The sequence below is a fragment of the Sanguibacter gelidistatuariae genome, from assembly GCF_900096585.1.
In the GTDB taxonomy this organism is placed as follows: domain Bacteria; phylum Actinomycetota; class Actinomycetes; order Actinomycetales; family Cellulomonadaceae; genus Sanguibacter; species Sanguibacter gelidistatuariae.
Window position 1 is genome coordinate 623,335 of sequence record NZ_FMYH01000002.1, and the last position, 21,226, is coordinate 644,560.

The 21,226-nt window shown below is 67.0% G+C and carries 24 protein-coding genes and 3 pseudogenes; 15 read left to right on the forward strand and 12 right to left on the reverse strand.

Translation table 11 applies throughout. The features are described 5' to 3' along the window. Positions 1-63 precede the first annotated feature (63 nt). Positions 64-1,377, reverse strand: coding sequence for a DNA recombination protein RmuC (locus tag BLQ50_RS07565; protein WP_093182477.1), 1,314 nt, complete (start codon positions 1,375-1,377; stop codon positions 64-66). Between the two features lie 55 nt (positions 1,378-1,432). On the opposite strand from BLQ50_RS07565, the gene BLQ50_RS07570 reads away from it, so the two are divergent. Then, positions 1,433-2,248: an ABC transporter ATP-binding protein gene (locus tag BLQ50_RS07570; protein WP_093182660.1), complete on the forward strand. Its 816-nt coding sequence runs from the start codon at positions 1,433-1,435 to the stop codon at positions 2,246-2,248. After that, positions 2,230-3,789, forward strand: coding sequence for a hypothetical protein (locus BLQ50_RS07575; protein ID WP_093182478.1), 1,560 nt, complete (start codon positions 2,230-2,232; stop codon positions 3,787-3,789). The genes BLQ50_RS07570 and BLQ50_RS07575 overlap by 19 nt, the downstream gene beginning before the upstream one ends. Before the next feature lie 8 nt (positions 3,790-3,797). Here the strand turns inward: BLQ50_RS07575 and BLQ50_RS07580 are convergent, their stop codons facing one another. Continuing rightward, positions 3,798-5,222, reverse strand: coding sequence for an MFS transporter (locus BLQ50_RS07580; RefSeq protein ID WP_093182480.1), 1,425 nt, complete (start codon positions 5,220-5,222; stop codon positions 3,798-3,800). A 177-nt stretch (positions 5,223-5,399) separates the two neighbouring features. Between BLQ50_RS07580 and ychF the strand changes: the two genes are divergently transcribed. Then, a complete protein-coding gene (gene ychF / locus BLQ50_RS07585) occupies positions 5,400-6,485 on the forward strand; it encodes a redox-regulated ATPase YchF (protein WP_093182481.1) in 1,086 nt (361 codons plus the stop codon). A gap of 153 nt (positions 6,486-6,638) precedes the next feature. Here ychF and BLQ50_RS07590 read toward each other — a convergent pair whose 3' ends face one another. The 6 genes from BLQ50_RS07590 to BLQ50_RS19010 all read right to left on the reverse strand — a co-directional run bounded on the left by BLQ50_RS07590 (position 6,639) and on the right by BLQ50_RS19010 (position 10,857). Beyond that, complete coding sequence (locus tag BLQ50_RS07590) at positions 6,639-7,073, reverse strand: hypothetical protein (protein ID WP_093182483.1); 435 nt, start codon at positions 7,071-7,073, stop codon at positions 6,639-6,641. Between the two features lie 173 nt (positions 7,074-7,246). After that, positions 7,247-8,014 carry an SCO1664 family protein gene (locus BLQ50_RS07595; RefSeq protein WP_093182485.1) on the reverse strand — a complete coding sequence of 256 codons (768 nt, stop codon included), beginning with the start codon at positions 8,012-8,014 and terminating at the stop codon, positions 7,247-7,249. Continuing rightward, positions 8,014-8,568 carry a DUF3090 domain-containing protein gene (locus BLQ50_RS07600; RefSeq protein WP_093182487.1) on the reverse strand — a complete coding sequence of 185 codons (555 nt, stop codon included), beginning with the start codon at positions 8,566-8,568 and terminating at the stop codon, positions 8,014-8,016. The genes BLQ50_RS07595 and BLQ50_RS07600 overlap by 1 nt, the downstream gene beginning before the upstream one ends. A 9-nt stretch (positions 8,569-8,577) precedes the next feature. Continuing rightward, positions 8,578-9,285 (reverse strand): histidine phosphatase family protein, encoded by a 708-nt coding sequence (locus BLQ50_RS07605; protein WP_093182489.1) that lies wholly within the window; start codon positions 9,283-9,285, stop codon positions 8,578-8,580. A gap of 104 nt (positions 9,286-9,389) precedes the next feature. Continuing rightward, positions 9,390-10,166, reverse strand: coding sequence for an RCC1 domain-containing protein (locus tag BLQ50_RS07610; RefSeq protein ID WP_245700954.1), 777 nt, complete (start codon positions 10,164-10,166; stop codon positions 9,390-9,392). A 409-nt stretch (positions 10,167-10,575) separates the two neighbouring features. Further along, on the reverse strand, positions 10,576-10,857 hold the full coding sequence (locus BLQ50_RS19010) for a winged helix-turn-helix transcriptional regulator (RefSeq protein ID WP_245700956.1): 282 nt from the start codon (positions 10,855-10,857) through the stop codon (positions 10,576-10,578). A 129-nt stretch (positions 10,858-10,986) separates the two neighbouring features. On the opposite strand from BLQ50_RS19010, the gene BLQ50_RS07620 reads away from it, so the two are divergent. The 6 genes and pseudogenes from BLQ50_RS07620 (at position 10,987) to BLQ50_RS07640 (ending at position 12,786) form a co-directional block, all read left to right on the forward strand. Next, positions 10,987-11,631, forward strand: a complete 645-nt coding sequence (locus BLQ50_RS07620; RefSeq protein WP_093182493.1) for a dihydrofolate reductase family protein — start codon at positions 10,987-10,989, stop codon at positions 11,629-11,631. Positions 11,632-11,633: 2 nt separating this feature from the next. Continuing rightward, a complete protein-coding gene (locus tag BLQ50_RS19200) occupies positions 11,634-11,912 on the forward strand; it encodes a type II toxin-antitoxin system RelE/ParE family toxin (protein ID WP_217629130.1) in 279 nt (92 codons plus the stop codon). After that, positions 11,887-12,018 (forward strand): annotated as a pseudogene (locus BLQ50_RS07630) (helix-turn-helix transcriptional regulator); the annotation flags it as partial. The gene BLQ50_RS19200 and the pseudogene BLQ50_RS07630, both read left to right, overlap by 26 nt. After that, positions 12,011-12,100: pseudogene (locus BLQ50_RS19020) on the forward strand (helix-turn-helix domain-containing protein); the annotation flags it as partial. The pseudogenes BLQ50_RS07630 and BLQ50_RS19020, both read left to right, overlap by 8 nt. 36 nt (positions 12,101-12,136) lie before the next feature. Continuing rightward, positions 12,137-12,451 (forward strand): nucleotidyltransferase family protein, encoded by a 315-nt coding sequence (locus tag BLQ50_RS07635; RefSeq protein WP_245700979.1) that lies wholly within the window; start codon positions 12,137-12,139, stop codon positions 12,449-12,451. Further along, on the forward strand, positions 12,448-12,786 hold the full coding sequence (locus tag BLQ50_RS07640; RefSeq protein ID WP_093182497.1) for a HepT-like ribonuclease domain-containing protein: 339 nt from the start codon (positions 12,448-12,450) through the stop codon (positions 12,784-12,786). The genes BLQ50_RS07635 and BLQ50_RS07640 overlap by 4 nt, the downstream gene beginning before the upstream one ends. Before the next feature lie 80 nt (positions 12,787-12,866). Here BLQ50_RS07640 and BLQ50_RS07645 read toward each other — a convergent pair whose 3' ends face one another. Beyond that, positions 12,867-13,451 carry a DapH/DapD/GlmU-related protein gene (locus BLQ50_RS07645; RefSeq protein WP_093182499.1) on the reverse strand — a complete coding sequence of 195 codons (585 nt, stop codon included), beginning with the start codon at positions 13,449-13,451 and terminating at the stop codon, positions 12,867-12,869. Between the two features lie 180 nt (positions 13,452-13,631). On the opposite strand from BLQ50_RS07645, the gene BLQ50_RS07650 reads away from it, so the two are divergent. Further along, entirely contained in the window at positions 13,632-14,075 is a 444-nt protein-coding gene (locus BLQ50_RS07650; RefSeq protein WP_139185773.1) for a hypothetical protein, read from the forward strand. Here the strand turns inward: BLQ50_RS07650 and BLQ50_RS07655 are convergent. After that, positions 14,072-14,479 carry a RidA family protein gene (locus BLQ50_RS07655; RefSeq protein ID WP_093182503.1) on the reverse strand — a complete coding sequence of 136 codons (408 nt, stop codon included), beginning with the start codon at positions 14,477-14,479 and terminating at the stop codon, positions 14,072-14,074. The genes BLQ50_RS07650 and BLQ50_RS07655 overlap by 4 nt on opposite strands. Before the next feature lie 80 nt (positions 14,480-14,559). Here BLQ50_RS07655 and BLQ50_RS07660 point away from each other — a divergent pair, with 80 nt between their 5' ends. The 3 genes from BLQ50_RS07660 (at position 14,560) to BLQ50_RS07670 (ending at position 16,808) form a co-directional block, all read left to right on the forward strand. Continuing rightward, positions 14,560-14,934 carry a winged helix-turn-helix transcriptional regulator gene (locus tag BLQ50_RS07660; RefSeq protein ID WP_093182505.1) on the forward strand — a complete coding sequence of 125 codons (375 nt, stop codon included), beginning with the start codon at positions 14,560-14,562 and terminating at the stop codon, positions 14,932-14,934. Between the two features lie 115 nt (positions 14,935-15,049). After that, the gene (locus BLQ50_RS07665; RefSeq protein ID WP_093182507.1) at positions 15,050-15,466 is read left to right on the forward strand and encodes a DUF2695 domain-containing protein; all 417 of its coding nucleotides are present in this window, start codon (positions 15,050-15,052) and stop codon (positions 15,464-15,466) included. A gap of 178 nt (positions 15,467-15,644) precedes the next feature. Further along, a complete protein-coding gene (locus BLQ50_RS07670) occupies positions 15,645-16,808 on the forward strand; it encodes a cytochrome P450 (RefSeq protein WP_093182509.1) in 1,164 nt (387 codons plus the stop codon). Between the two features lie 366 nt (positions 16,809-17,174). On the opposite strand, the gene BLQ50_RS18310 is transcribed toward BLQ50_RS07670, so the two are convergent. Then, complete coding sequence (locus tag BLQ50_RS18310) at positions 17,175-17,981, reverse strand: hypothetical protein (RefSeq protein WP_217629122.1); 807 nt, start codon at positions 17,979-17,981, stop codon at positions 17,175-17,177. A 509-nt stretch (positions 17,982-18,490) separates the two neighbouring features. On the opposite strand from BLQ50_RS18310, the pseudogene BLQ50_RS07680 reads away from it, so the two are divergent. Together BLQ50_RS07680 and BLQ50_RS07690 are read left to right on the forward strand one after the other, a co-directional pair. Continuing rightward, positions 18,491-18,691: pseudogene (locus BLQ50_RS07680) on the forward strand (DUF933 domain-containing protein); the annotation flags it as partial. Between the two features lie 1,111 nt (positions 18,692-19,802). Then, positions 19,803-20,033: a hypothetical protein gene (locus tag BLQ50_RS07690; protein WP_139185775.1), complete on the forward strand. Its 231-nt coding sequence runs from the start codon at positions 19,803-19,805 to the stop codon at positions 20,031-20,033. An 856-nt stretch (positions 20,034-20,889) separates the two neighbouring features. On the opposite strand, the gene BLQ50_RS07695 is transcribed toward BLQ50_RS07690, so the two are convergent. Next, positions 20,890-21,226 (reverse strand): IS30 family transposase (locus BLQ50_RS07695; RefSeq protein WP_139185776.1); only part of this gene is annotated, 337 nt, incomplete at its 5' end.

Here is a 21,226-nt window from a genome sequence, read left to right on the forward strand (position 1 = left end):
GACTCCCGTGGGTGCGTGGCCGGGCTGCCGTGGCAGCGCTGCGAGGGATGATGCTTGGTCAGGCTACCGGGCGCCCGGTACGTCCACCGCCTCCCCGAGCACCTCCAGCTCGTCAGCCTCGTCGTCCGCCGACCAGCTCACCACGCTCAGTTGGGGCACGACCGCGGCAGGCCGGACGAGCTCCCCGGAGACCACGTCGAGCTCGTTGAACCTCCGTGCGCTGACCAGCACGCGGCTCTCGAAGGACGCCACCGCCTTGTTGTATGCCCCGGCCGTGGACGAGATGCGGGAGCCGAGCTCGGAGAGGTGCTTGCTGAGCACGCCCAGGCGCTGATGCAGCTCCTTGCCCACTTCGAGCACCTTCTGGGCGTTCTCGGCGAGGGCCTCCTGCCGCCAGGCGTAGGACACGGTGCGCAGCAGCGCCATGAGTGTCATCGGGGTGACGATGACGACGTCCCGCCCGAAGGCGTATTCCAGCAGTGACGGGTCCTCTTCGACCGCTGCGGAGAGCAATGGCTCGGCGGGGATGAACATGACGACGAACTCCGGTGTCGGGCTGAACTGGTCCCAGTACCGCTTCCCGGCGAGGTCGTCGATGTGCTTGCGGACGTGGCGGGCGTGGTCGGAGAGCCGCCGGGCTCGCACCGCCGGGTCCGTGGCCTGCTGGGCGTCGAGGTAGCCGAGGAAGGCGACCTTCGCGTCGACGACGATGTTCTTACCTCCGGCCAGGTGGACCACCATGTCGGGACGCAGCGCGCCGTCGTCGGTCGTGACGTGGCTCTGCTCGACGAAGTCGACGCGGTTGAGCATCCCGGCGACCTCGACCACCCGGCGCAGCTGCATCTCGCCCCACGCACCGCGGATGTCGGAGGTGCGCAGCGCGGTCACGAGCGAGCTGGTCTGCTGGCGCAGCAGCTCGGAGGCGTCACGCATGCCGCGCACCTGCTCACCGAGCGCCGCGGCGCTCGCGATCCGCGACTCCTCGGCCGCGAACATCTGCTGGCGGACGTCGGTCAGCGTCCGCGCGAGCGGGTCGACGAGCGCCTGGACCGCCTGGGTCCGCGAGGCCATGTCGGCCTGACCGGCGACCTGCGTCGAGCGCAGCCGCTGCTCGGCCAGTCCGAGGAACTGCTCGTTGTTCGAGGCGAGCGCCTCGGCCGCGAGGGCGCGGAACTGGTCGGAGAGGCGATCCTGGTCGTGCTGCATGGTGAGGATGCGTTCACCCGTGCCGCGCCGCTCGGCGGAGAGCTCCGCCTCGGCACGTGTCTGCGCCAGCTGCGCGGCGTGGGTGCGCTGTGCGCCCCGCACGACCCCGAGCAGATATCCCACAACAACACCGACCACGCCGACCACAACACACCAGATGACTGTTCCCATGGGGGACACCCTGCCTCACCCCACTGACAAAGCGTTCTGGCACTACGTTGGGCTCATGACCAGCGCTTCTGACCACGAGCCGCCAGCAGAGCCGCCAGCGGGGCTGGCCCCCACCACCCCGCCCGCCGTCTCCATCCGCGGCCTCTACAAGCATTTCGGGGAGAAGATCGCGGTCGCCGGGATATCCCTCGACGTCCCGGCCGGTTCGTTCTACGGCATCGTCGGCCCCAACGGAGCCGGCAAGACGACGATGCTGTCGATGGCGACCGGCCTGCTGCGCCCCGACGGTGGGACCGTCGCGATCAACGGCCTCGACCTGTGGACCAATCTCTTCGAGGTCAAGCGCACCCTGGGGATCCTGCCCGACGGCATGGCCACCTTCGATCGGCTGACCGGCACGCAGTTCGTCACCTACGCCGGCCTGCTGCGTGGCATGGACCGCGCCACGGTCACCGCCCGGACCGCGGACCTGCTCGCGGCCCTCGACCTTCGCGAGTCCGCCGACAAGCTCATCGTCGACTACTCCGCGGGCATGACCAAGAAGGTCACCCTCGCGGCCGCGCTCATCCACGCCCCGCGGGTCCTTGTGCTCGACGAACCCTTTGAGTCGGTCGATCCGGTATCGGCCGCCCACATCCGCGAGATCCTCACCGAGTACGTCCGCACGGGCGGGACGGTCATCGTGTCCTCCCACGTCATGGACCTCGTGCAGCGCATGTGCGACCACGTCGCGGTCGTGGCGGGCGGGCAGATCTTGGCCGCGGGCACGGTCGACGACGTGCGCGCCGGACGTTCCCTGGAGGACCGGTTCGTCGAGCTCGTCGGTCGTAGCCACACCGCGGAGGGCCTCGCGTGGTTGCGCACCTCGTAAGGCTCAAGCTCGTCCTGCTCGGCAATGCGCTCAAGCGCAGCGTCTGGCAGATCCTCGGCCTGGTCTTCTCGCTGCTCTACGCATCGACCGTGGGCATTGCGCTGTTCGCCGGCCTGGCCTACCTGAGCCGCCGAGACATCGACATGGCCGCCACGGTCGTCGTCTTCGCCGGTGGCCTGCTGGTGCTCGCGTGGTGGTTCCTGCCGCTCGTGGCCTTCGGCGTCGACTCGACCCTTGACCCGCAGCGCTTTGCGCTCTTCGCCATCCGACGCCGCGACCTGCTCTGGGGGCTGGGCATCGCCGGTCTCGTCGGGGTCCCCGGCCTGCTCACCGTGCTGGTCACGCTCGGCACGCTGCTCGTCTGGCGGGAGTCGCCCGCTGCGATGCTTGCCGCGCTGGTCTGCTGGGTGGTCGCGGTGGCGACCTGCGTCGTCGGCTCCCGGGCGACGACGACGGCGCTCGCCCCGTTGCGCTCCTCGCGCCGGTTTCGAGAGGTCACCGGGGTCCTGGTCTTCCTGCCGCTGCTGGTCATCGCGCCGCTCGCTGCGTGGGCCTCGGGCGAGATCGACGCGGACCGGGTCACGCTCCACCAGGTGGCCGACGTCGTGTCCTGGTTGCCCTTCGGCGCGGTGTGGGGGGTGCCGGCCGCGGTCGCTGCGGGGGACCTGGGGGTCGCGGCCGCCAAGCTGGCGATCGCCGTGGCCACCCTCGTGGTGCTCGTCGCGCTCTGGGGCTGGGCTCTCGACCGGATGCTGACCAGCCCGGCCCGACGCGACGGACACGGCGCCCGGCCGAGGGGCCTGGGTGTCTTCGGCTTCCTACCGGCCACCCCGACGTGGGCTGTGGTGGCTCGCTGCCTCGTCTACTGGGTCCGTGACCCGCGCTACGTCGGCTCCCTCGCGGTTGTGCCGCTGCTGCCCTTCCTCGTCCACTTCATCGACCCGGGAACGGGTATCGCGATGCTCGCGCTCGCTCCGGTGACGGCGTTCATGCTGGGCTGGATCATCTCCGCAGATGTTGCCTACGACCACACAGCGTTCTGGCTGCACGTGGTGACCGGGGTATCGGGGCGGGCGGACCGGCTCGGCCGGGTGATCGCGGCGGGTCTGGTCGGCGTGCCGGTCACGGCCGTCTTCACGGTCGGGGCAGCGTGGTTCACCGGGCGGTGGGACGACCTCCCGGCGGTGGTCGGGGCAAGCTTCGGGGTGCTGCTGACCGCGTTGGGCCTCTCGAGTGTGGTCTCCGCACGCTTCGTCTATCCCGTGCCGAAGCCCGGGGACGGGCCGTTCAGCACGCCGCAGGGATCGGCCGTGGCGAACCTGACCATCCAGACGGGGGGCTGGCTCGTGCTCGGCCTGCTCGTGCTCCCCGAGATCGCCGTCGCCGCGGTCGCGACCGGCAATCCGGCCCTGGGCTGGGCCGCCTGCGTCACGGGCCTCGCGCTGGGGAGCGCCGTCCTCGTCGTCGGCGTGCGCCTGGGCGGACGGGTCTACGACGTCCGCTCGGCCGAGCTCATGCAGCAGGTCATCGCGATCGGCTGAGCAACGAGTCAGACGCCCTTCTCGGCGATCCGCCCGCTGATGGCGACCGCCGTCAGGGCGAGCACCGCGGTCAGCACGAAGCCGCCGAGATACCCGGTGGTGCCGTGCGCCGTGACCAGCCAGGTGGTGGCCGTCCCCACGATCGCCAGGACGAACGCGCTGGTCAGTGCGTCCGCCACCTGGAGCGCGGACGTGTTGGTGCCTTGGGCGCGGACGGGGGAGAGGTCGAAGACGAGGAGGGCGAGGGTGGGGTAGACCATCCCGATGCCGAGCCCAGCCAGCGCCCAACCGCCGATCGCCGTGTACGGGGACACCGCCGGGACCACGAGCAGAGACACCACGACGATCCCCGCGGCGATCAGCGTGGTCCCCGCTCGCAGGAACGTGACATTCGTCCAGTGCAGGCGGCTGCGCAGGATCGCCCCGAGCGACCAGGTCACGGCCCCGGCTGTGAGGATGATGCCCGAGCGCGCCGGGGAGAACCCGCGGTCGTGCTGGAGGATCAGCGGCAAGAACACCTCGGCGGCAAAGAACGCCGCGGCGACCAGCCCGCGCAGCGCGATGACGGTCGGCAGCCCGCGCGCGGCCCGCAGCGTCCCGCGCGGCAGCAGCCGGGGACCGCTCACCAGGACCGTCGCGGCCCCGGCGCCGATCATGGCGTACCCGCCCAGGGCGTGGTTCTGGGAGCCGAGCGACATGAGCGCGATCCCGGCGCTCGCAGCCCCGGCCCACCACAGCCGGCCGGAGCCGGCTGCGCCCTGGTCGCCCGCGTCGTCGGGCAGGACGAGCGTCTGCGCACTGGTGCTGCGCACCGCGGAGGCGAGCAGCGCGGTGGCCGGGACGGCGAGGATCGCCACGGACAGGAACACCCACCGCCAGCCGGCATGCTCGACGACGAACCCTGCCACGAGCGGTCCCACGAGCGAGGGGATGACCCACGCCGCGGAGAACATCGCGAGCACCCGGGCGCGCGCGTTCCCGTCGAAGGTGCGGGCGACGACCACGTAGAGCGCGACGATATATGCCCCGGAGCCCAGCCCCTGCAGCGCCCGACCGACGATGAGCACGCCCATCGACGGCGCGAGGCCGGCGAGCAGCAACCCCGCCACGAACACCCCGACGCCGCCGAGCAACGCCGGTCCGGCGCCGCCGCGGTCGGTCGACCGCCCGGCCAGGACCATGCCCATGACCGACGTCGCCAGGGTGATCGCGAAGGCCGTCGCGAAGAGCGAGAGTCCGTCGAGGGCCTCGGCGATCACCGGCATGGCGGTCGACACCGCGAGAGCCTCGAAGGCGCCGAGGGAGACCAGGGCGATCATCCCGACGAGGATCGGGGTGGAGCCGAGCGGTTCGCGTGCGGGGCGCCGGGTCGCAGTGGGAGCCTGCGCGGTGGGGGTCGGCTGCGCGGCGTCGGACGTGCGTGCGGTGGTCATGTGGTCCTCGGTCTGTGGGTCCGCCGGGGTGCTGGCGGTGCGCGCATCTCGGGCCAGAGCATGGGACCACGAAGGTTGTCGGCGCGGGTGCGCGGACCACGATGGAGACAGCCGGACCAGCCTAGATCATGCGCGCGGGACCCCCTAGGACCCGGCTTCCCCGTAGACTCTCTTTCCGTGGCTCTTACTATTGGTATCGCTGGACTGCCCAACGTCGGCAAGTCGACCCTTTTCAATGCACTCACCCGCGCGCAGGTTCTCGCGGCGAACTATCCGTTCGCCACGATCGAGCCCAACGTCGGCGTCGTTCCGCTGCCCGACCCGCGGCTCGCCAAGCTCGCCGAGGTCTTCGGCTCCGAGCGCCTCCTGCCCGCGACGGTGTCCTTCGTCGACATCGCCGGGATCGTGCGCGGAGCGAGCGAGGGGGAGGGGCTGGGCAACAAGTTCCTCGCCAACATCCGTGAGGCCGAGGCGATCTGCCAGGTGACGCGCGCCTTCGCCGACCCCGACGTGGTCCACGTCGACGGCAAGGTCTCGCCCCGGGACGACATCGAGACGGTCAACACCGAGCTCATCCTTGCGGACCTGCAGACGTTGGAGAAGACGATCCCGCGCCTGGAGAAGGACGTGAAGATCAAGCGGGGCGACCCGGCCCTGCTCGCCGCCGCCCAGGGCGCCCAGACACTACTCGAGGCCGGCACCACGCTGTTCTCCGGCGCCGCTGCGGCCAAGCTCGACCTGACCCAGCTCGCCACGCTGCAGCTCATGACGGCCAAGCCGTTCATCTACGTCTTCAACACGGACGACGCGGGACTGGCCGACGAGGCATTCCAGGCCGAGCTGCGCGCCTTCGTCGCCCCCGCCCCCGCGATCTTCCTCGACGCCAAGTTCGAGTCCGAGCTCATCGAGCTCGAGCCCGAGGAGGCTGCCGAGATGCTCGCCGACTCCGGTCAGGACGAGCCTGGCCTCAACCAGCTCGCCCGCGTCGGCTTCGAGGCCCTCGGGCTGCAGACCTACCTCACGGCCGGTCCCAAGGAAGCGCGCGCCTGGACCATCCACAAGGGCTGGACGGCCCCGCAGGCCGCCGGCGTGATCCACACCGACTTCGAGCGCGGCTTCATCAAGGCCGAGGTCATCTCCTTCGACGACCTCGTCGAGGCCGGCTCGGTCGCCGCCGCCCGCTCGGCGGGCAAGGCCCGCATCGAGGGCAAGGACTACGTCATGCACGACGGGGACGTGGTGGAGTTCCGGTTTAACGTGTAGGTGGGTGTCGCCACCAGCCCACCGGCACCTGCACTGCCCTGACCGCTCAGCCCCACCGGGCCGGGCCGTCGCGCCCAAAATCACAAAAGTGCTGCGCTCACCGAAACAATGACGTCCGGATCAACTTGCTGGAACCGAACGGTGGATCAGGGCTCAGCCCGCGGCCTTGCGGATATGCCCGGCGATCGTCTTCTCGGTATCCGGGGTCAGGGCCAGCAGCGCGAACGAGGTCACCCACAGGTCACCGTCGTCGAGCTTCGCCGACTCCTCGAAGCCGAGGGTCGCGTAGCGGGTGGTGAACTTCGAGGCTGGCTTGAAGAACACCACGATCTTCCCGTCGTCATCGGCGTACGAGGGGAAGCCGTACCAGGTCTTCGGGACGAGGTGCGGCGCGACCTGGGTGACGATGCGGTCGATGCCCTCGGCAAGCTCGCGATCGTGGTCGGGGAGCGCGGCGATCGCCTCGCGGATGGCCTTCTCGCCGGCTGCGCGGGTCTTCCCGGCCTTCTCCTGCGCGCGTAGCTCGGCGGCGCGCTGCTTGACGGCGTCCCGCTCCTCTTGTGACAGACCTGCAGTCTTCTCAGCCATGTCGGCGCCGTTCTTCGTAGGCGGTGGTCTCACTGGCGACCACGCTATGACTGCCGACGGTCGTCCTGATCGGCGCTGGTGTCAACCGGGGCGCCGCTGAGCGCCTGGACCACCCACACGGGGTTGGACGGCGCAGACGTGGTGGACCCGGCGGTTCCCGTACCGGCGACCTGTCAGAACAGCGGCCAGGGAACAGCCGGCATCTCACCGGAGGGAGCCGGGAACCGCTCTGCCGAGCGCAACGTGGAGCAGCGAGCGGCGAGCGAGGCGATCTCTCGGGCACTGAGCAGGTCCGCGAGGTCGCGTCCGAGGTCGCCCTGCAGTCCTACGCTGACTCGGTCGATGCCGGCGAGCTCGTCGGCGGTCAGAGCGTCTCCCCGCCATCCCCACAGCACCGTGCGCAGCTTGTGGTCACGGTGGAAGGTCAGCCCGTGGTCCACGCCGTGCCGGTGGCCGTCCGGCATGGCAAGGATGTGGTCGCCCTTGCGGTCGGCATTGTTGACGACGACGTCGAACACGGCCATGCGCCTGAGTGCCGGGGAGTCTTCGTGAACGAGGGTGACCAGCCGTCCGCTCTCGTCCAGTCCCTCGAGAACGTGCTTCCAGCCAGTGCTCGGCACCTGCTCCGTCGCGATCAGGTCGACGGCGCTGTGGTCGGGGTCTTGCTCCTGCCAGAGCTGGACCATTCCTTCGCCGAGAGGACCGTCGCGCAGCCAGGTGTGCGGTACAACGCCCCAACCGAGGGTCTGGGAGACCAGGTACGCGGCCACCTCCCGGTGCGCCAGGCTGCCGTCGGGAAAGTCCCACAGCGGACTCTCGCCGGCCATCGGCTTGTAGACGACGGTCGCGTTGCCGATGGTGCCGAGGAACGTGGCGTTGGACGCCGTCCTGATGCGGCCTGTGATCGTCAGCTCGGTGGTCACCAGGTCTGTTGCCGACATCAGTCCTCGGGAGGGGTGCAGATATGCCCGTCGGCGTCGATGGGGTACCCGCAGAGCGGGCACGCCGGGCGCCCGGCGCCCACGATCTCACGGGTGCGCTTGGCGAATGCACGAGCGGTGCCCACCGGCATGCGCACCAGAAGCATGTCGGTCTCGTGAGTGCCGTCCTCGTCAGGCACCTCGATGATGTCATCAGCATCGACGTCCGTGATGGGGTAGGCCTCGATGACGACCTGGGCCGTCGTCGGGTCCCAGCCGAGACTCATGGCGCCGGTGCGGAAGCGCTCCTCGACGGCCTCGAGCTGGTCGTTGTCGACGAGCTCCGGGGGAGTGCCCGTGGGGACGCTAAAGGGGTTGCCCTCGACGGTGATGAGCTGGTCGAGGATCTCATCGATCTTCTCCGCGAGCAGGGCCGACTGCTGCTTCTCGAGGGCGATGCTCACCACCTGCGTCCCTGAGCGCACCTGGAGGTAGAACGTGCGAGCCCCGGGAAGGCCGATGGTGCCGACGACGGCCCGATCAGGCCAGTCAAATTCGTGAACACGTGGAGGCATATCAGTACTCTAGGCGCCGGTGCTTGACGGCGTCTTGTGCCCTGCGCCGCCACCCACCGGTGCATCGCCGGATCGGATGCCGTTCGACAACCACGAGAGATCGCCCGCCTCCGTATTGGTCGCGTGGACGCTCGGCCGGCCAGCGCCGTAGCGCACGATCGATACGGATGCGGGGCCTACGCTGATGCGCTGGAACAGGTCGAGGTGCATTCCGAGCGCGTCGGCGAGTATCGACTTGACGATGTCGCCGTGGCTGACCGCAACCCACACGGCCTCGGGCCCGTGCTCGGCTTCGAATGCTGCATCGTGGCGGCGAATCGCTGCCACCGACCGAGCCTGCATGGCGGCCATGGATTCACCGCCGGGAAAGACGACGGCAGATGGGTGCGACTGCACCAGCGGCCACAGATCCTCGGTCGCGAGGTCGGAGAGCCTGCGGCCCTGCCACTGGCCGTAGTCGCACTCGGTGAGATCGGGATCGACCAGCGCGTATGGCGTGCCTGCCTGGCGATCAAGGATGTACTGGGTGGTCTGCTGGCAACGCTCAAGAGGGCTCGACACCACCCCGACCAGGGGAACGGCCGCAAGCCGGTCTCCGGTGAGAGCCGCTTGGTCGCGCCCGATCTGGTCCAGGCCGACGCCGACGGCCCGACCGGCCAGCAGCCCGGAGGTGTTTGCTGTGGTGCGGCCGTGCCGCACGAGAAGAACTGTCGCCATCCAGCCAGCCTAACCACCCGGGGCGACGTTGCTGCGAACACACAGAGGCGCGCCTCTCGGACCGCAAGTCGCGTTCCAGTTTGACGTCTGGTCGCGCGCTTGGTTCATCCTCGATGTAGCCGCCAAGTGCTCACGTCGCACTGCTTGTCGTCGTTGTTTCCCGCAGCCACGATGGTTCCGTCCAAGAGGAGCCCGAGTGTATGTGTTGACCCAGCAGCGATCGCGGTGACACCGGTCCACGCTTGCACGTCACACTGCCCGAAGCGATTGTCGCCGACAGCGCACACCCTTCCATCTTCGCGAAGCGCAACGGTGTGATAGCTGCCCGCCGCGACCGCTGTGGCGCAACTCCACTGAGCGACGTCGCATTGGCTCCAGCCGTTCTCGCCGGTGGCAACGACAGTGCCGCCATCTCGTAACCCGACAGTATGCATGTAGCCGGCGGAGACGCCGACCAGGTTCCGCCACCCGCCGATGCTGGCTTGCCCGCGCTGGTTGTTGCCGGTTGCGAGGGCTCTGCCGTCGCTCCGGACAGCGACAGAGTGCCAGTCTCCACAAGCGATCGAAACGACTTCTCTCCATGTATTGACATCGCATTGACCCTCTGCGGTGCGCCCGACGGCCACCGTGCTTCCGTCTGTCCGGAGTCCGAGAGTTGTTCTCCACCCTGCGGCGACAGCGGCGATCTCGCTCCAATCGGAGACGTTGGTTTGCCCGTCGCGGTCCCATCCGGTAGCGATGACGGTTCCGTCGGCTCGAAGCCCGATGGTGTGAGAGCGACCAGTGTTGCGTGCGGAGTGCACGTTCGCGGCCGCGACGGCGACGAGACCTGACCAGGCCAGTACGTCACACTCGCCGGCACGGTCGTTGCCGGCGGCCACGGCCGTCCCATCGTCGCGGCACGCTACAGAGTGTCGTCGGCCGGCTGCTAAGACGGTGGCCATCAGGTCTCCCCATTCTTGTTCCGGCTTCTCGTGCTATGTCTGCTTCTGCCGAAAGCAGGTGCTCGTCGGGCCCGCGAAACGTGACGAGACCGCCTTTTCGTCTAAATCGATACGTGGACTCCACATCGATCGCAAGTGAGTAAGGTTGGTCTGTACCGGAACGCGGTCGAATTTCGCTTCAACGTGTGATCGCGTTCCGGTTCAACCTCGAACGCCTGCTGTAGACGGTCAGACGCCGAGGGGCGCTCGCGGTCAAGGCGCGGAATGCCGAGGTGAAGCTCCCGGAGTTCGTTGATGAGGTCGTCGACGAGCTCCGGAGATTCGGCCAGGATGCGGGCCCGAACGGTCAACTCTGGTGAGGTCGGGCGATGGCGCATGCCCCAAGCGCCACCATCACGGGAACGGTCTGAATCCCCGCCTCGGTGAGCGAGTATGTCGCCCGCTGCCCCCGCGTCGCGCCGTCACGAGTGAGCAGCCCCTCCTCGACCAGGTTCCGGAGGCGGCTGGCGAGGATGTCCGATGCGATGCCTTCGTCGTTGCTGGTCAAGAGCTCGCGGAAATGTCGGCGAGCGCCGAAGATGATGTCACGCAGCACGATGAGAGTCCACGCATCGCCGAGGACTTCCACCGCCGCGTTGATCGCGCACTCTGATCGCGGCTGTTCTCTGGCAACCTGACCTCCAAAGTGCTTGCAGATAGAAACCACTCTACGTTGGGCTGCAAGTGGTTTCAGATTGCAATCACTCAGGGAGTTGCCATGTTTCGCACGCGAGTCCACAACCTGCTCGTCTCTTCGGATGGATATGCCGCAGGCGATCACGTGACGCTCGAGCAGCCGATCGGTGAAGCCGAGGCGCTCTTCAGCAAGTTCGACGGACGCGTCATCCATGGCATCCATGGCATCGACGACCCGGTGACCGTGGATCGGGCCATGTTCAGCATGTGGGGCCAGGGCGTCGGGGCGGAGATCATGGGCCGCCGCAAATTCGGTCCGCAGACGGGCGAATGGCCCGACGACGGATGGGAGGGATGGTGGGGAGACGCGCCGCCCTTCCGCACTCCGGTGTTCATCCTGACCCACTATCCTCGTGAGACACTCGAGTTCGCTAATGGCACCAGCTTCCACTTCGTGGATGCGTCGCCCGAGAAAGCGCTTCGCCTGGCACAGGATGCTGCCGGTGGGTTGGACGTTCGGATCGGCGGCGGGCCGTCGACCGTGAGCGAGTTCCTCCGAGCTGATCTCATCGATTTCCTGCATGTGGCGATCGTTCCGATCGTGCTCGGCTCCGGCGTTCGGATCTGGGATCACCTGGCTGGCTTGGAAGACCGGTTCAGCGTCGAATCCATCAGCACGTCCAGCGGACTGACGCATCAACTGTGGAACAGGAAACGCGATGAGTGAAAATGCTGGGACCGCATGTGGAGGAGCGAGCGGACTCGGGTCGGTTGATTCGTCACCTGCCCGTCGCAGCTCCTCAAGCCCTGCCACATCGCGCGGGCCCCGACCCGCGGAGCGAGTACGTCGATGTGGAGGATCTCCGGATCCCGCCGGGGAACCGCTTGGAGCGGTTGGTCGGTGACCGCCGTGGGCAGCGCAGCATCCGTGTGAACGCGCAGTGGCGTCTCTGCTTCGTCTGGAGAGAGGGAGGTGCGGAAGATGTCGAACTCGTCGACTACCACTGAGGCGGACCTGATCGAGCCGATCCATCCCGGGGAGATCCTGATGGAGGATTTCATCGAGGGGTTCGAGATCACGCAGAACAAGCTCGCGGTCGCCATTGGTGAACCCAGTTCGAGCGCTTCGTGAGGCTTCCGGCCTGAGCCAGGCAGAGCTTGCCCGACGGTCCGGGGTTGCTCAGCCGAATGTCGCCGCCTATGAGGCTGGGCGGCGCAGCGTCTCGGCCGAGATGCTTGAGCGCCTGTGGACGGCCGCGCGGCCACTGCCTCATGATGCGCTCGCTGCGCACCGTGCCGATCTTGTGAGCCTTGCGGGACAGCATGGCTTCGGTAGTGTCCGTGTCTTCGGCTCGGCGGCTCGCGGTACAGACAGTCCTGGCAGCGATCTGGACATCTTGGTCACCCGATCGCCCGGCACCGGGTTGCTCACGGTCGCGGCGTTCGCTGCTGACGCGAGCGAGTTGCTCGGTGTCGAGGTCAATGTGGTGACTGACGGCGGTTTGCGTGCCGATCATGAGATCTTGGCGACGGCTGTCGCGGTATGACCAAGCGGGATGATGCGGCACTGACGGAGATCGTCCGACTGTGTGGCGTCGGCGCGAATCTCGTGGCACGCGGCGACGAGTGGTACCTCGGGGACCCTGACAACGTTCCGGGCCTTGCGGCAGAGTCGCTGATCATCAAGATCAGCGAGAATGTGGCTCGTCTGAGCGACGCCACGACCGACCGGCATCCCGAAGTGCCATGGTCATTGATCAAGCGGATGCGGGACCGGCTGGCGCATCACTACGAGGGCACCGACTACGGGGCGGTCTGGGACACGATGATCGTCGACCTGCCGGCGATCAGCAGATACATCCAGTCGCTCTCGGCAGAGTGAGCGAACTCGGCTGAGCCGCGTTGTCTTGGGTGCGCACCATGGTGTGCCCACGGAGGTCACACTCTGGCCTCGTGCAGGAACTACCCCTCCGGGACCGTGCTCACCTGCTTGGCTGGCACGCCAACGACCACAGCCCTCGCAGGCACGTCCTTGGTGACGACCGCCCCCGCGCCCACGACGGCCCCATCGCCGATCGTCACGCCTGGTAAGACAGTCACGTTGGCCCCCAACCAGACTCCCCGCCCGATCACTACGCGAGCCGGGTGCATATCGGCTCGTCGACTCGGCGCCATGTCGTGGTTCAACGTCGTGATGACGGCGTTGTGGCCGATGAGGGATCCATCGCCGATCGCGATGCCGCCCTGGTCCTGGAACCGGCAGCCGCTGTTGACGAACACGTTCTCACCGAAACGAATGTTCTTGCCGAAGTCGGCGCTGAAAGGTGGGAAGAGCTGGAAGGACTCAGGGACCTCGCGCCCGGTCAGCTCGCTCATCAGGACCCGTACCTCGACGGGGGAGTGGTAGCGACCGTTGAGGTCGGCGGTGATGCGCAGCGACTCCTGGCTCGTGGCGTGCATAGCCGCGTGGTGCGGTGAACCGCCGGGAATCGTCTCTCCGGCGTTCAGTGCAGTCAGGAGGTCGTCGAGTCCTTGAATTTCGGCCATCTGCCCAGGATATCGTTCGTCGCCTTGCGCCGGAGGGCCCGTGGCCTTGGTCAGTCCTGGTCGCGTCCGGATGAGTGCTTCCGGGGGATGGCATGGGCTGCGTCCTCTTATCGGCTGCTACGGTCGGCCGGTATGAGGATAATTCGACCAGCGGCCCTCATTGCTGCGCTGCTCGTGAGCATGACTGTCACGGGGTGCTCCGCGTCCGACGTCTGTACCGCCGTGGGGTGGAACAACGTCGTCAGCATCGATATCGATGGCACGGCGGGTGACGTCGCGGCCATCGAGCTGTGCGAAGACAGCGTGTGTGCGGTGGTGGCTCCCGTTCAGCAGGCTGTTGAAGCTCCAACAGTTGTCGCGACGCTGATGCCAGAAGACCTGGCTACCTTGGCGCCTACTTCCGCAGCAACCGACTTGCCCTTCTTCGTTGCGCATGTCGACGAACGGACCTGGTACGTCTCGACGGACATGACGACCCCAGATGCGCTGACGGTGCGAGCGCTGTCTCCGGCAGGGGACGTCCTCGTCGCCGAAGAGGTTGCGCTCGATTGGCGGCGGGTGGGTGGCAGCGCGCAGTGCGGGGGACCGAGCGAGGCCGGGCCCATCACCCTCGACATCCCCTAGTCGAGGATCGCCGTAGCCTCGACCTCGACGAGGACGTCGGGCACGAACAGGCAGGCCACCCCGATGAGCGACGCCGGCGGCATGGGCGCGGGGATGGCGAGGTCCGCGGCCACGCGCCCGATGCCCGCCATGACCTCATCCATCTTGTCGGGCGTCCAGTCGGTCACGTAGAAGGTCAGGCGCAGCACGTCGTCGAAGGTGGCACCCGCGCCCGCCAGGCCGAGTGCGGTGTTGCGTAGTGCCTGCGCCACCTGGGAGGCGAGGTCCCCTGCGACGAGCTGCCCCTCGCTGTCGGTGCCGACCTGGCCGGCTACGTGCACGTGACGGGTGCCGGTGCCGACCGCGACGTGGTGGTAGGGGACGGGCTGGGCCATCGTCGTGGGGCTCAACAGGTGGACGGTCATGGTGTCTCCTCAGGTGGGAATCATTCTGGTATCCCCTTTATACTTAGTCGCCTCAGGGAACTTCAACGAGACCAGGTATCGTGCCGGACACCGCGCATCCCACCGATGACCGCCTCGAGATCGGGGCGCAGCACCGCGAGATCCTTGACCAGGTGCTCGACAAGTGGTCCCTGCAGGTGCTCGAGGAGCTGTGCGAGCGCCCGCTGCGATTCAATGCGATCCGCCGAGCAGTGCCTGCCGTCACGCAGAAATCCCTCACCGCGACGCTGCGGCGACTGGAGCGCAACGGCGTCGTCGAGCGGGTGATCGTGCGGCCGCGACCGGTCGTGGTCGAGTACCGCATCACGTTGCTCGGCAAGTCGTTGCGCGAGCCGATCGACGCATTGCTGCGCTGGACCGGCGCGAATATGGTGGCGGTCGAGCGGGCACGGGAGCGATTCGACGACGAGATCTGAGCCTTGAGTCACCGCATGGAATGAGCGCCTGCGCACGCACACCGTCGCACCTCGGTATCCACAGGGATCAACACCCTGAACGACGCGATGTCAGCGGCCCGTGCCACGGTGGAGCATGGACATAAACCCAATCACCGAAGAAGCTGAGAACATCGTTTTCGACGCTGTCTTGGCGCTCGTCACTCCCCGGGTGGGTGAGTGCCTCGCCTGCTTTGTCGCTCGTCAGGTCGACCAGTTCGGGTGCGACTCGACCCATCGATTCTTCCTGCTCTACCGCGATCAACGGGCACCCCGCGCCTCGGCGCTGCTCGATCGACTGTCGGCGATGGGGGCTTACTGCGACTGCGAGATGTTTCTGAATGCCTATGAACTCGCCGAGCGCTTCTGGAAGCCGGGCGCCTGGCTTCCGGGTGCGGACGGTGGTGAGGAGTGGTGGGACCCCGAGCCACCCGAGAAAGCCCCTCCGTGCGAGGGCGTCCGGCGGGGATCGACCAAACCCTGCACCATCTGGGAGCGCATCGCGCGCGGATGACCTGACCGGTCACGCGTCGTCGGGCAGGCAGGGGTGCGAGCGCGTCGAGTCCTAGTCGGAGGTCCTATCTGAGCGTCGATCTGCCATGGTGTAGTGCACACGGGGGCATACCGGAGTGCTCACCTGCGGGACGTGGTGGCGTTCCGATTGCGCATCGATCCCTGAGGGGGAGTCCGTCATGACCGAGACCGAGACCGAGACCGATACTGAGACCGTCTGGAACATGCGTTCGCCGCAGGTTCAGGCCGATCAGCTTGCCTCCTACGACGCTATGCGGGCACGGTGCCCGGTGGCCCACGGATCCGATGGTTCCTGGACGGTATTCGGGCACGCCGACACAGTGGCGATCCTTGAGGACCCGGACACGTTCTCCAACGAGGTCTCCAGCCACCTCGCGGTCCCGAACGGCTTCGACGCGCCCGCCCACGCCGCTTACCGGGACGTGATCGACCGCTACTTCACGGCGGAGCGGCTCGCCGTCTTCGAGCCGGTGTGTCGAGCCATCTGCGCCGACCTTGTCGCGGGCCTCGCCCACGACAGAGACATCGAGGTCATGGCGACCCTCGGAGACCCCGTCGCGACCGACCTGCAGTGCGCCTTCATGGGGTGGCCGCTTGCGATGCGGGAACCGCTCGAGGGATGGGTCCGCAAGAACCACGCCGCCAGCAGGTCGGGTGATCGCAACCGCATGGCCGAGGTGGCCGAGGAGTTCGACTCCTTCATCCGCGCGGAGCTCGATGCTCGCCGCGCCGACCCCGGCAAGACCGACGATCCGACGACGCGGTTGCTCGCCGAGACCGTCGACGGCCGCGCGCTCACCGATGAGGAGATCGTCTCCATCATCCGCAACTGGACCGTCGGGGAGCTCGGCACCATCTCGGCTGCCGTCGGGATCATCCTGCACTTCCTGGCCACCCACCCGGAGGAGCAGCGCCGGATCCGCGCTGGTGAGTGGGACCTGGACGCGGTCACCGACGAGCTGCAACGACTCGGCGCCCCGCTCGTCGCGAACCGGCGACGCACGACGACCCCGGTGACGATCGGTGGGCAGGAGATCCCGGCCGAGGAGAAGATCGTCGTCCTGTGGGCCTCGGCCAATCGGGACGAAGCCGTCTTCCCCGACCCCGACGCCTTCAACCCGACCGCCAACCGGCCGCATAATCTCGTCTACGGCCGTGGCGTCCACTACTGCCCGGGTGCGGGCCTGGCCAGGTTGGAGCTGCGCGTCCTTCTGGAGGAGCTGTTCGCGGCTACGACGGGGATCGAGGCTGGAACGGTGGCACCGGTCCTGGCGCACTTCCCCGCAGGCGGGTATCAAGAAGTCAGCGTCCGGCTGCGGTAGGACCTGGTCTCGACCCGCGGCTCTCAGCTGGAACGTCGTGATGGGGCACCAGTCAGACGGGCCCGCAACCGCGCTGCCTGCGACGGTGCCTGTGCAACGCCTCCCGGGTCTCCTCTGGCTCCAGTTCGGGAGCCGAGCGCGGAATCGGCGGAAGATAAGCGGCAGACCCGCTGGAAGTCACCACTTTCACGGTACCGACCGTGATCGCTTTTTGGACTCTGGCGGCGGTGCCGACGGCGAACGGTGAAGCGCGCACTGTCCAAGACCTTGCTGAGCGGATAGAGCCGTGAGTGCACGGTTCACACAACTCAGTCCGATTGGCTGCCGTCGAGATGGTCGCCGACTCCGGCCACGGCGGGCCGTGTCTCAATCAGCTCGCCTGCGTCGGAAGACAGTTCTCCACCACGCGAAGAAGTCTCGCCTGGGTGCCGCAGGCAGCCAGGGCCAGAACTCGTCGAAGCTCGCCGGGCGACTTCCGTCGAGGAAGGCCCTCGCCTCGCGTCGTGCGATCGCCTCGAGCCGGACGACGTCGAGGCCCGCATACTCCCAGTCGTTGTAGAGATCGTCGAGGTCCACGAAGGCTTGGCAGTCCGGATCGCCGTCGTGGTCGATCTCGCAATGCGCCCAGAACGACAGCTCCCGGAGCGTCAGGCGACCGTCGAGGAAGCGTCGGAGGCGCGCGACGAGCCCGGCGCGATCGGCGCTCACACGCAGCAGGTCATCGACGCCGAGCTCACCGAGCGTCGACGTCAGGATCGGGCCGACAACCGCCTGCGGTTCGCGCGGCGAGGTACCGGCAAGGACCCGAAGGCTGGGGGAATCGAATCCCCTAACCAGAAGGTCGGTTGCCGCGTCGACCAGCTCAGCGGTCCCCTCTTTTGGATCGGTGCGCCAGATGCCGATCGGCTCGGCCAGAACCGACCTGATGACATGGTGCCCTGTCCCTGTCCCCGACGTTGCAGTGAAGTTCCATGGTGCGCCGGCGATAGGAGCGGGGTTGTCGATCAGGTACAGCTGCCCGAGCACGAAGAGCAGCATCAACGCGACTCGGTAGTGTGCCCCATCACCTTCGCGTCCCTCGATGTGCACCCGGCCCCGGGCAGAATCAAGAGCCTGTTGGAGCGCGGTGGGATCGAGGACGGTTGACCGGGGCGAACGGACGACCTCGTCCACGACGGCCAGGATCAGTCTTCCGTGTGGATGGGCGCTCAGTTTGGCTGACTGCGAGCGTCGCCGCCACGCGGTCAGCGTCTGGGTCGCGCCTTCGCGCTCGTCGCCATGCCAGCGCATGGGCACCCGGGCAGTCGCGTTTTCAAGTCGAGGGAACCGGAGCCCCGATGCCTTCTGCCGACGTCGGGCCTCAGCGTACGTTGCAGCGTTCTCCAAGTACGTTGCCCTCTCGGCCTCAAGGAGATCGATGGCAGGAAGCAGGAACTCATTGCTGCGCCACGGGATCCCCAGCTGCTTCTCCAAGAACGACCACGTGGCGGTGAAACCGATCGGCTGGGAGCGTTGGATGCAGGAGCCGAGCGCATGGAGACGATGGGCGTGCGGCAGTCTCACGTCGCGCACGCGCCGTGCCTCACGTCCGAACCCCATGGAGAGAATGTACGCGGTCAGAGCCTTGACGGGACGTGTGAGAGCCACTCAGGATACAGATCGCGGAGCGTGTCCCGGTCGGTGGCGGGACGGCCCCGCGGGCCGCCGGCGTGATCCACACCGACTTCGAGCGCAGCTCCATCAAGGCCGGGGTCATCTCCTTCGACGACCTCGTCGAGGCCGGCTCGGTCGCCGCCGCCCGCTCGGCGGGCAAGGCCCGCATCGAGGGCAAGGACTACGTCATGTACGACGGGGACGTGGTGGAATTTCGCTTTAATGTGTAGTCGAGTTCCGGTTCAACCACTTGAGATGACGGCGGCCAGCGACCTACTGAACCCGTTGCTGGCCAAGCTTTCGGCCATTCGTGCGGGCAAGTTGCCACAGGCGTGTGCGGCGCTTCTTCTTGGAAGGTGGCGCAGCGTCGTTGCCAGGCGCATCGTCAGCGAGCCGTTGCCTGAATGAGGGCCGGCGCGGCGCTGCTCGTGGTTTGGTGGAAGTGCTCTTCCTCGGCCTCGTGTCTCTCTCGATCCTCGGGCGTGAAGTGCATGGTGCCGCGGAAGGCCCGGTGGTCCACGTCGATTAGGGGGAGGCCGCAGTCGGGGCGCGCATCTCCTTTCACCCGCCTGATCGGTCAGGCTTCTGGCTGGAACCACCAGTCCGCCGGTGGCACTGGAACTCCCGCAGGCGGACTTGCGGTCGGTCAGCGTTGTCGGACCCTGAAGGTAGATTCAGGACGTGAACTTCCCGAATCCAAACCAGCACACAGGCCCAATGGCGGGCCATGTGAGAAAGGGGCGCGTCTACAAGTCCCCGCTGGCTGCTACAGGTGTGTTGAGCATCGCGAACTGGCTCAAGGATGACCTTCCGGATCTCATTTGGCCCGCCCTCGTCCTCGCCGAGCTGGGCAACGACAGCGTCCGGCAGTGCGTGACGTGGCAGGAGGGTGTGCAGGAGAGCATCCGAGATCGTCGTGGAGGAGGCCAATCGCCGTGGCCTTCTTTCTGAAGGTGTCCTATTCACGGGACGGTCGTCATGCTAATCTGACGCCAGATCAGCGTTGATCGGCAGCGCTGCATGCTGTCAAGCAGGGGGAATGAAATGAGAGTTTCCAGGAGTCTCGGCTTGCTGGGCGTCTTGGTTGCCGCTGTGCTCGTGACCGGAGCCAGCTTGGGTCAGGCCAGTTCCGCCACCCCGGCAGCGGGAGCATCAGCGAGTGCCGTTCTGCCGCCGTTGGCGGAGCCGATAGACATGAATGCGGAGGCTCTGGCCGTGGGATGTACGCACATGACTGACTGGTACCTGTGATGTCGGTGCCCGAGCGGCTACACCGTACATATCTCATGGACTGCTGTGAAGGCTACTTCGCGACTGTGGTACGGCAAGACGTTCAATCACATGGCAACGGTCCGAGGCGGGATCGGCGACGCGGTGTGGGGCGCGAGCCCGCGGGAGTACACAGGACTGGGGGCGAAGACCTTCACTGTCTACACGAACGGTCCGGTGTACTACGCGCCTGGTGGTGGCGCTCAGACGGACGACGTTGAGAACATGAGCGCGAAGTGGCTCAATGTCTCCCGGATTGCTTCCGCGGAGCAACCCTCGCTGCTGATGGCGGCGATTTCGTGACTCGGTCGTCCCGCGGTGACGCCTCTACCCGGCGAAAGTTCGCTGGGTATAAATGGATCCTGATGGGGGCGCTGGCAATACCAGTGCTTGCCGGATGTGCGTCAGGAGGTACCGGTGAAACTGGCCAGGCAAGCGCTGCGCCTCCTACTCCGTCCGCACCTTCAACTCCACAGATGGGCCCCCTGGTCACGTTGATCGGATCAGGCGACGAGTTCACCGTCACCACGCCACCAGCAACAGCAGAAGGATGGGAGTTAATCGCTAAGGGTCGAGGATGCACCCTTAAATGGTCTCGGTACGATCCGACTAGTGACATAACGAACGTGAAGGAAGGTTCAGAGGCGGCTCTTCTTTCCATTCCTGGGGTCGACTCGACTGCTCCGCTGAGCAATGGGCTGGTCGCGCTTGACGGCGACCCGAAGGTCGAGGTCGAAGCAGGCATGAACGTGGCTGTCGTCGAATGGTCCAGCGGCGAGGGAAGTGCCATTGGTGCAGCGCGCGCCAGCTTGGTCCCCGAGTTCGATGGAGGGCAAGTATCGCAGGGAGTGCTGCTTTTGCTTGAGTGCGGAGGGGGTGACGCTTCGGCAGTGTGGAATGACCTGCTTCCGTCAATCCGCATAGGTTTGTGGGTGGGGGGACCGGAGCGCCTCGGCGAGTGGCCGCAGGGGTAGCCCTTGGTGTCAAGGCGTCGAGACAACGTTGTCGTTGAGGAGCTCGTCGAACATCTAAGCGTCGAGGTGCACGACAGTGACATAGTCGTGTTGCGATACGCACCAACGGGCGTCGGGGTTGGAACCGCGTACCTGGGGTTCACCCCCAGAATCTATTTCGAAAACCCGGATGCTTCCCCTTGGTGTCAAGGCGTGGAGACAACGTTGTCGTTGAGGAGCTTGTCGAACATCTCTCGCGGTGTGTAGAAACCGAGGGCGGCTCGGGGCCGGTCGTTGAGCTCGTTGGCGATGGCGTCGAGGTAGGGCTGGTGGCTCGTGATGATGGTGCCCTTGGGCAGGTACTCCCGGATGAGCCCGTTCGTGTTCTCGTTGCTGCCGCGCTCCCAGGGTGACCTGGGGTGGGCGAAGTAGACCGGCATGGTCGTGGCCAGCGTCAACGCCGCGTGCTGGGCCATCTCTGAGCCTTGGTCCCAGGTCAACGAGGTGCGCATCATCGCTGGCAGTGAGTTCGCGTGCTCGATG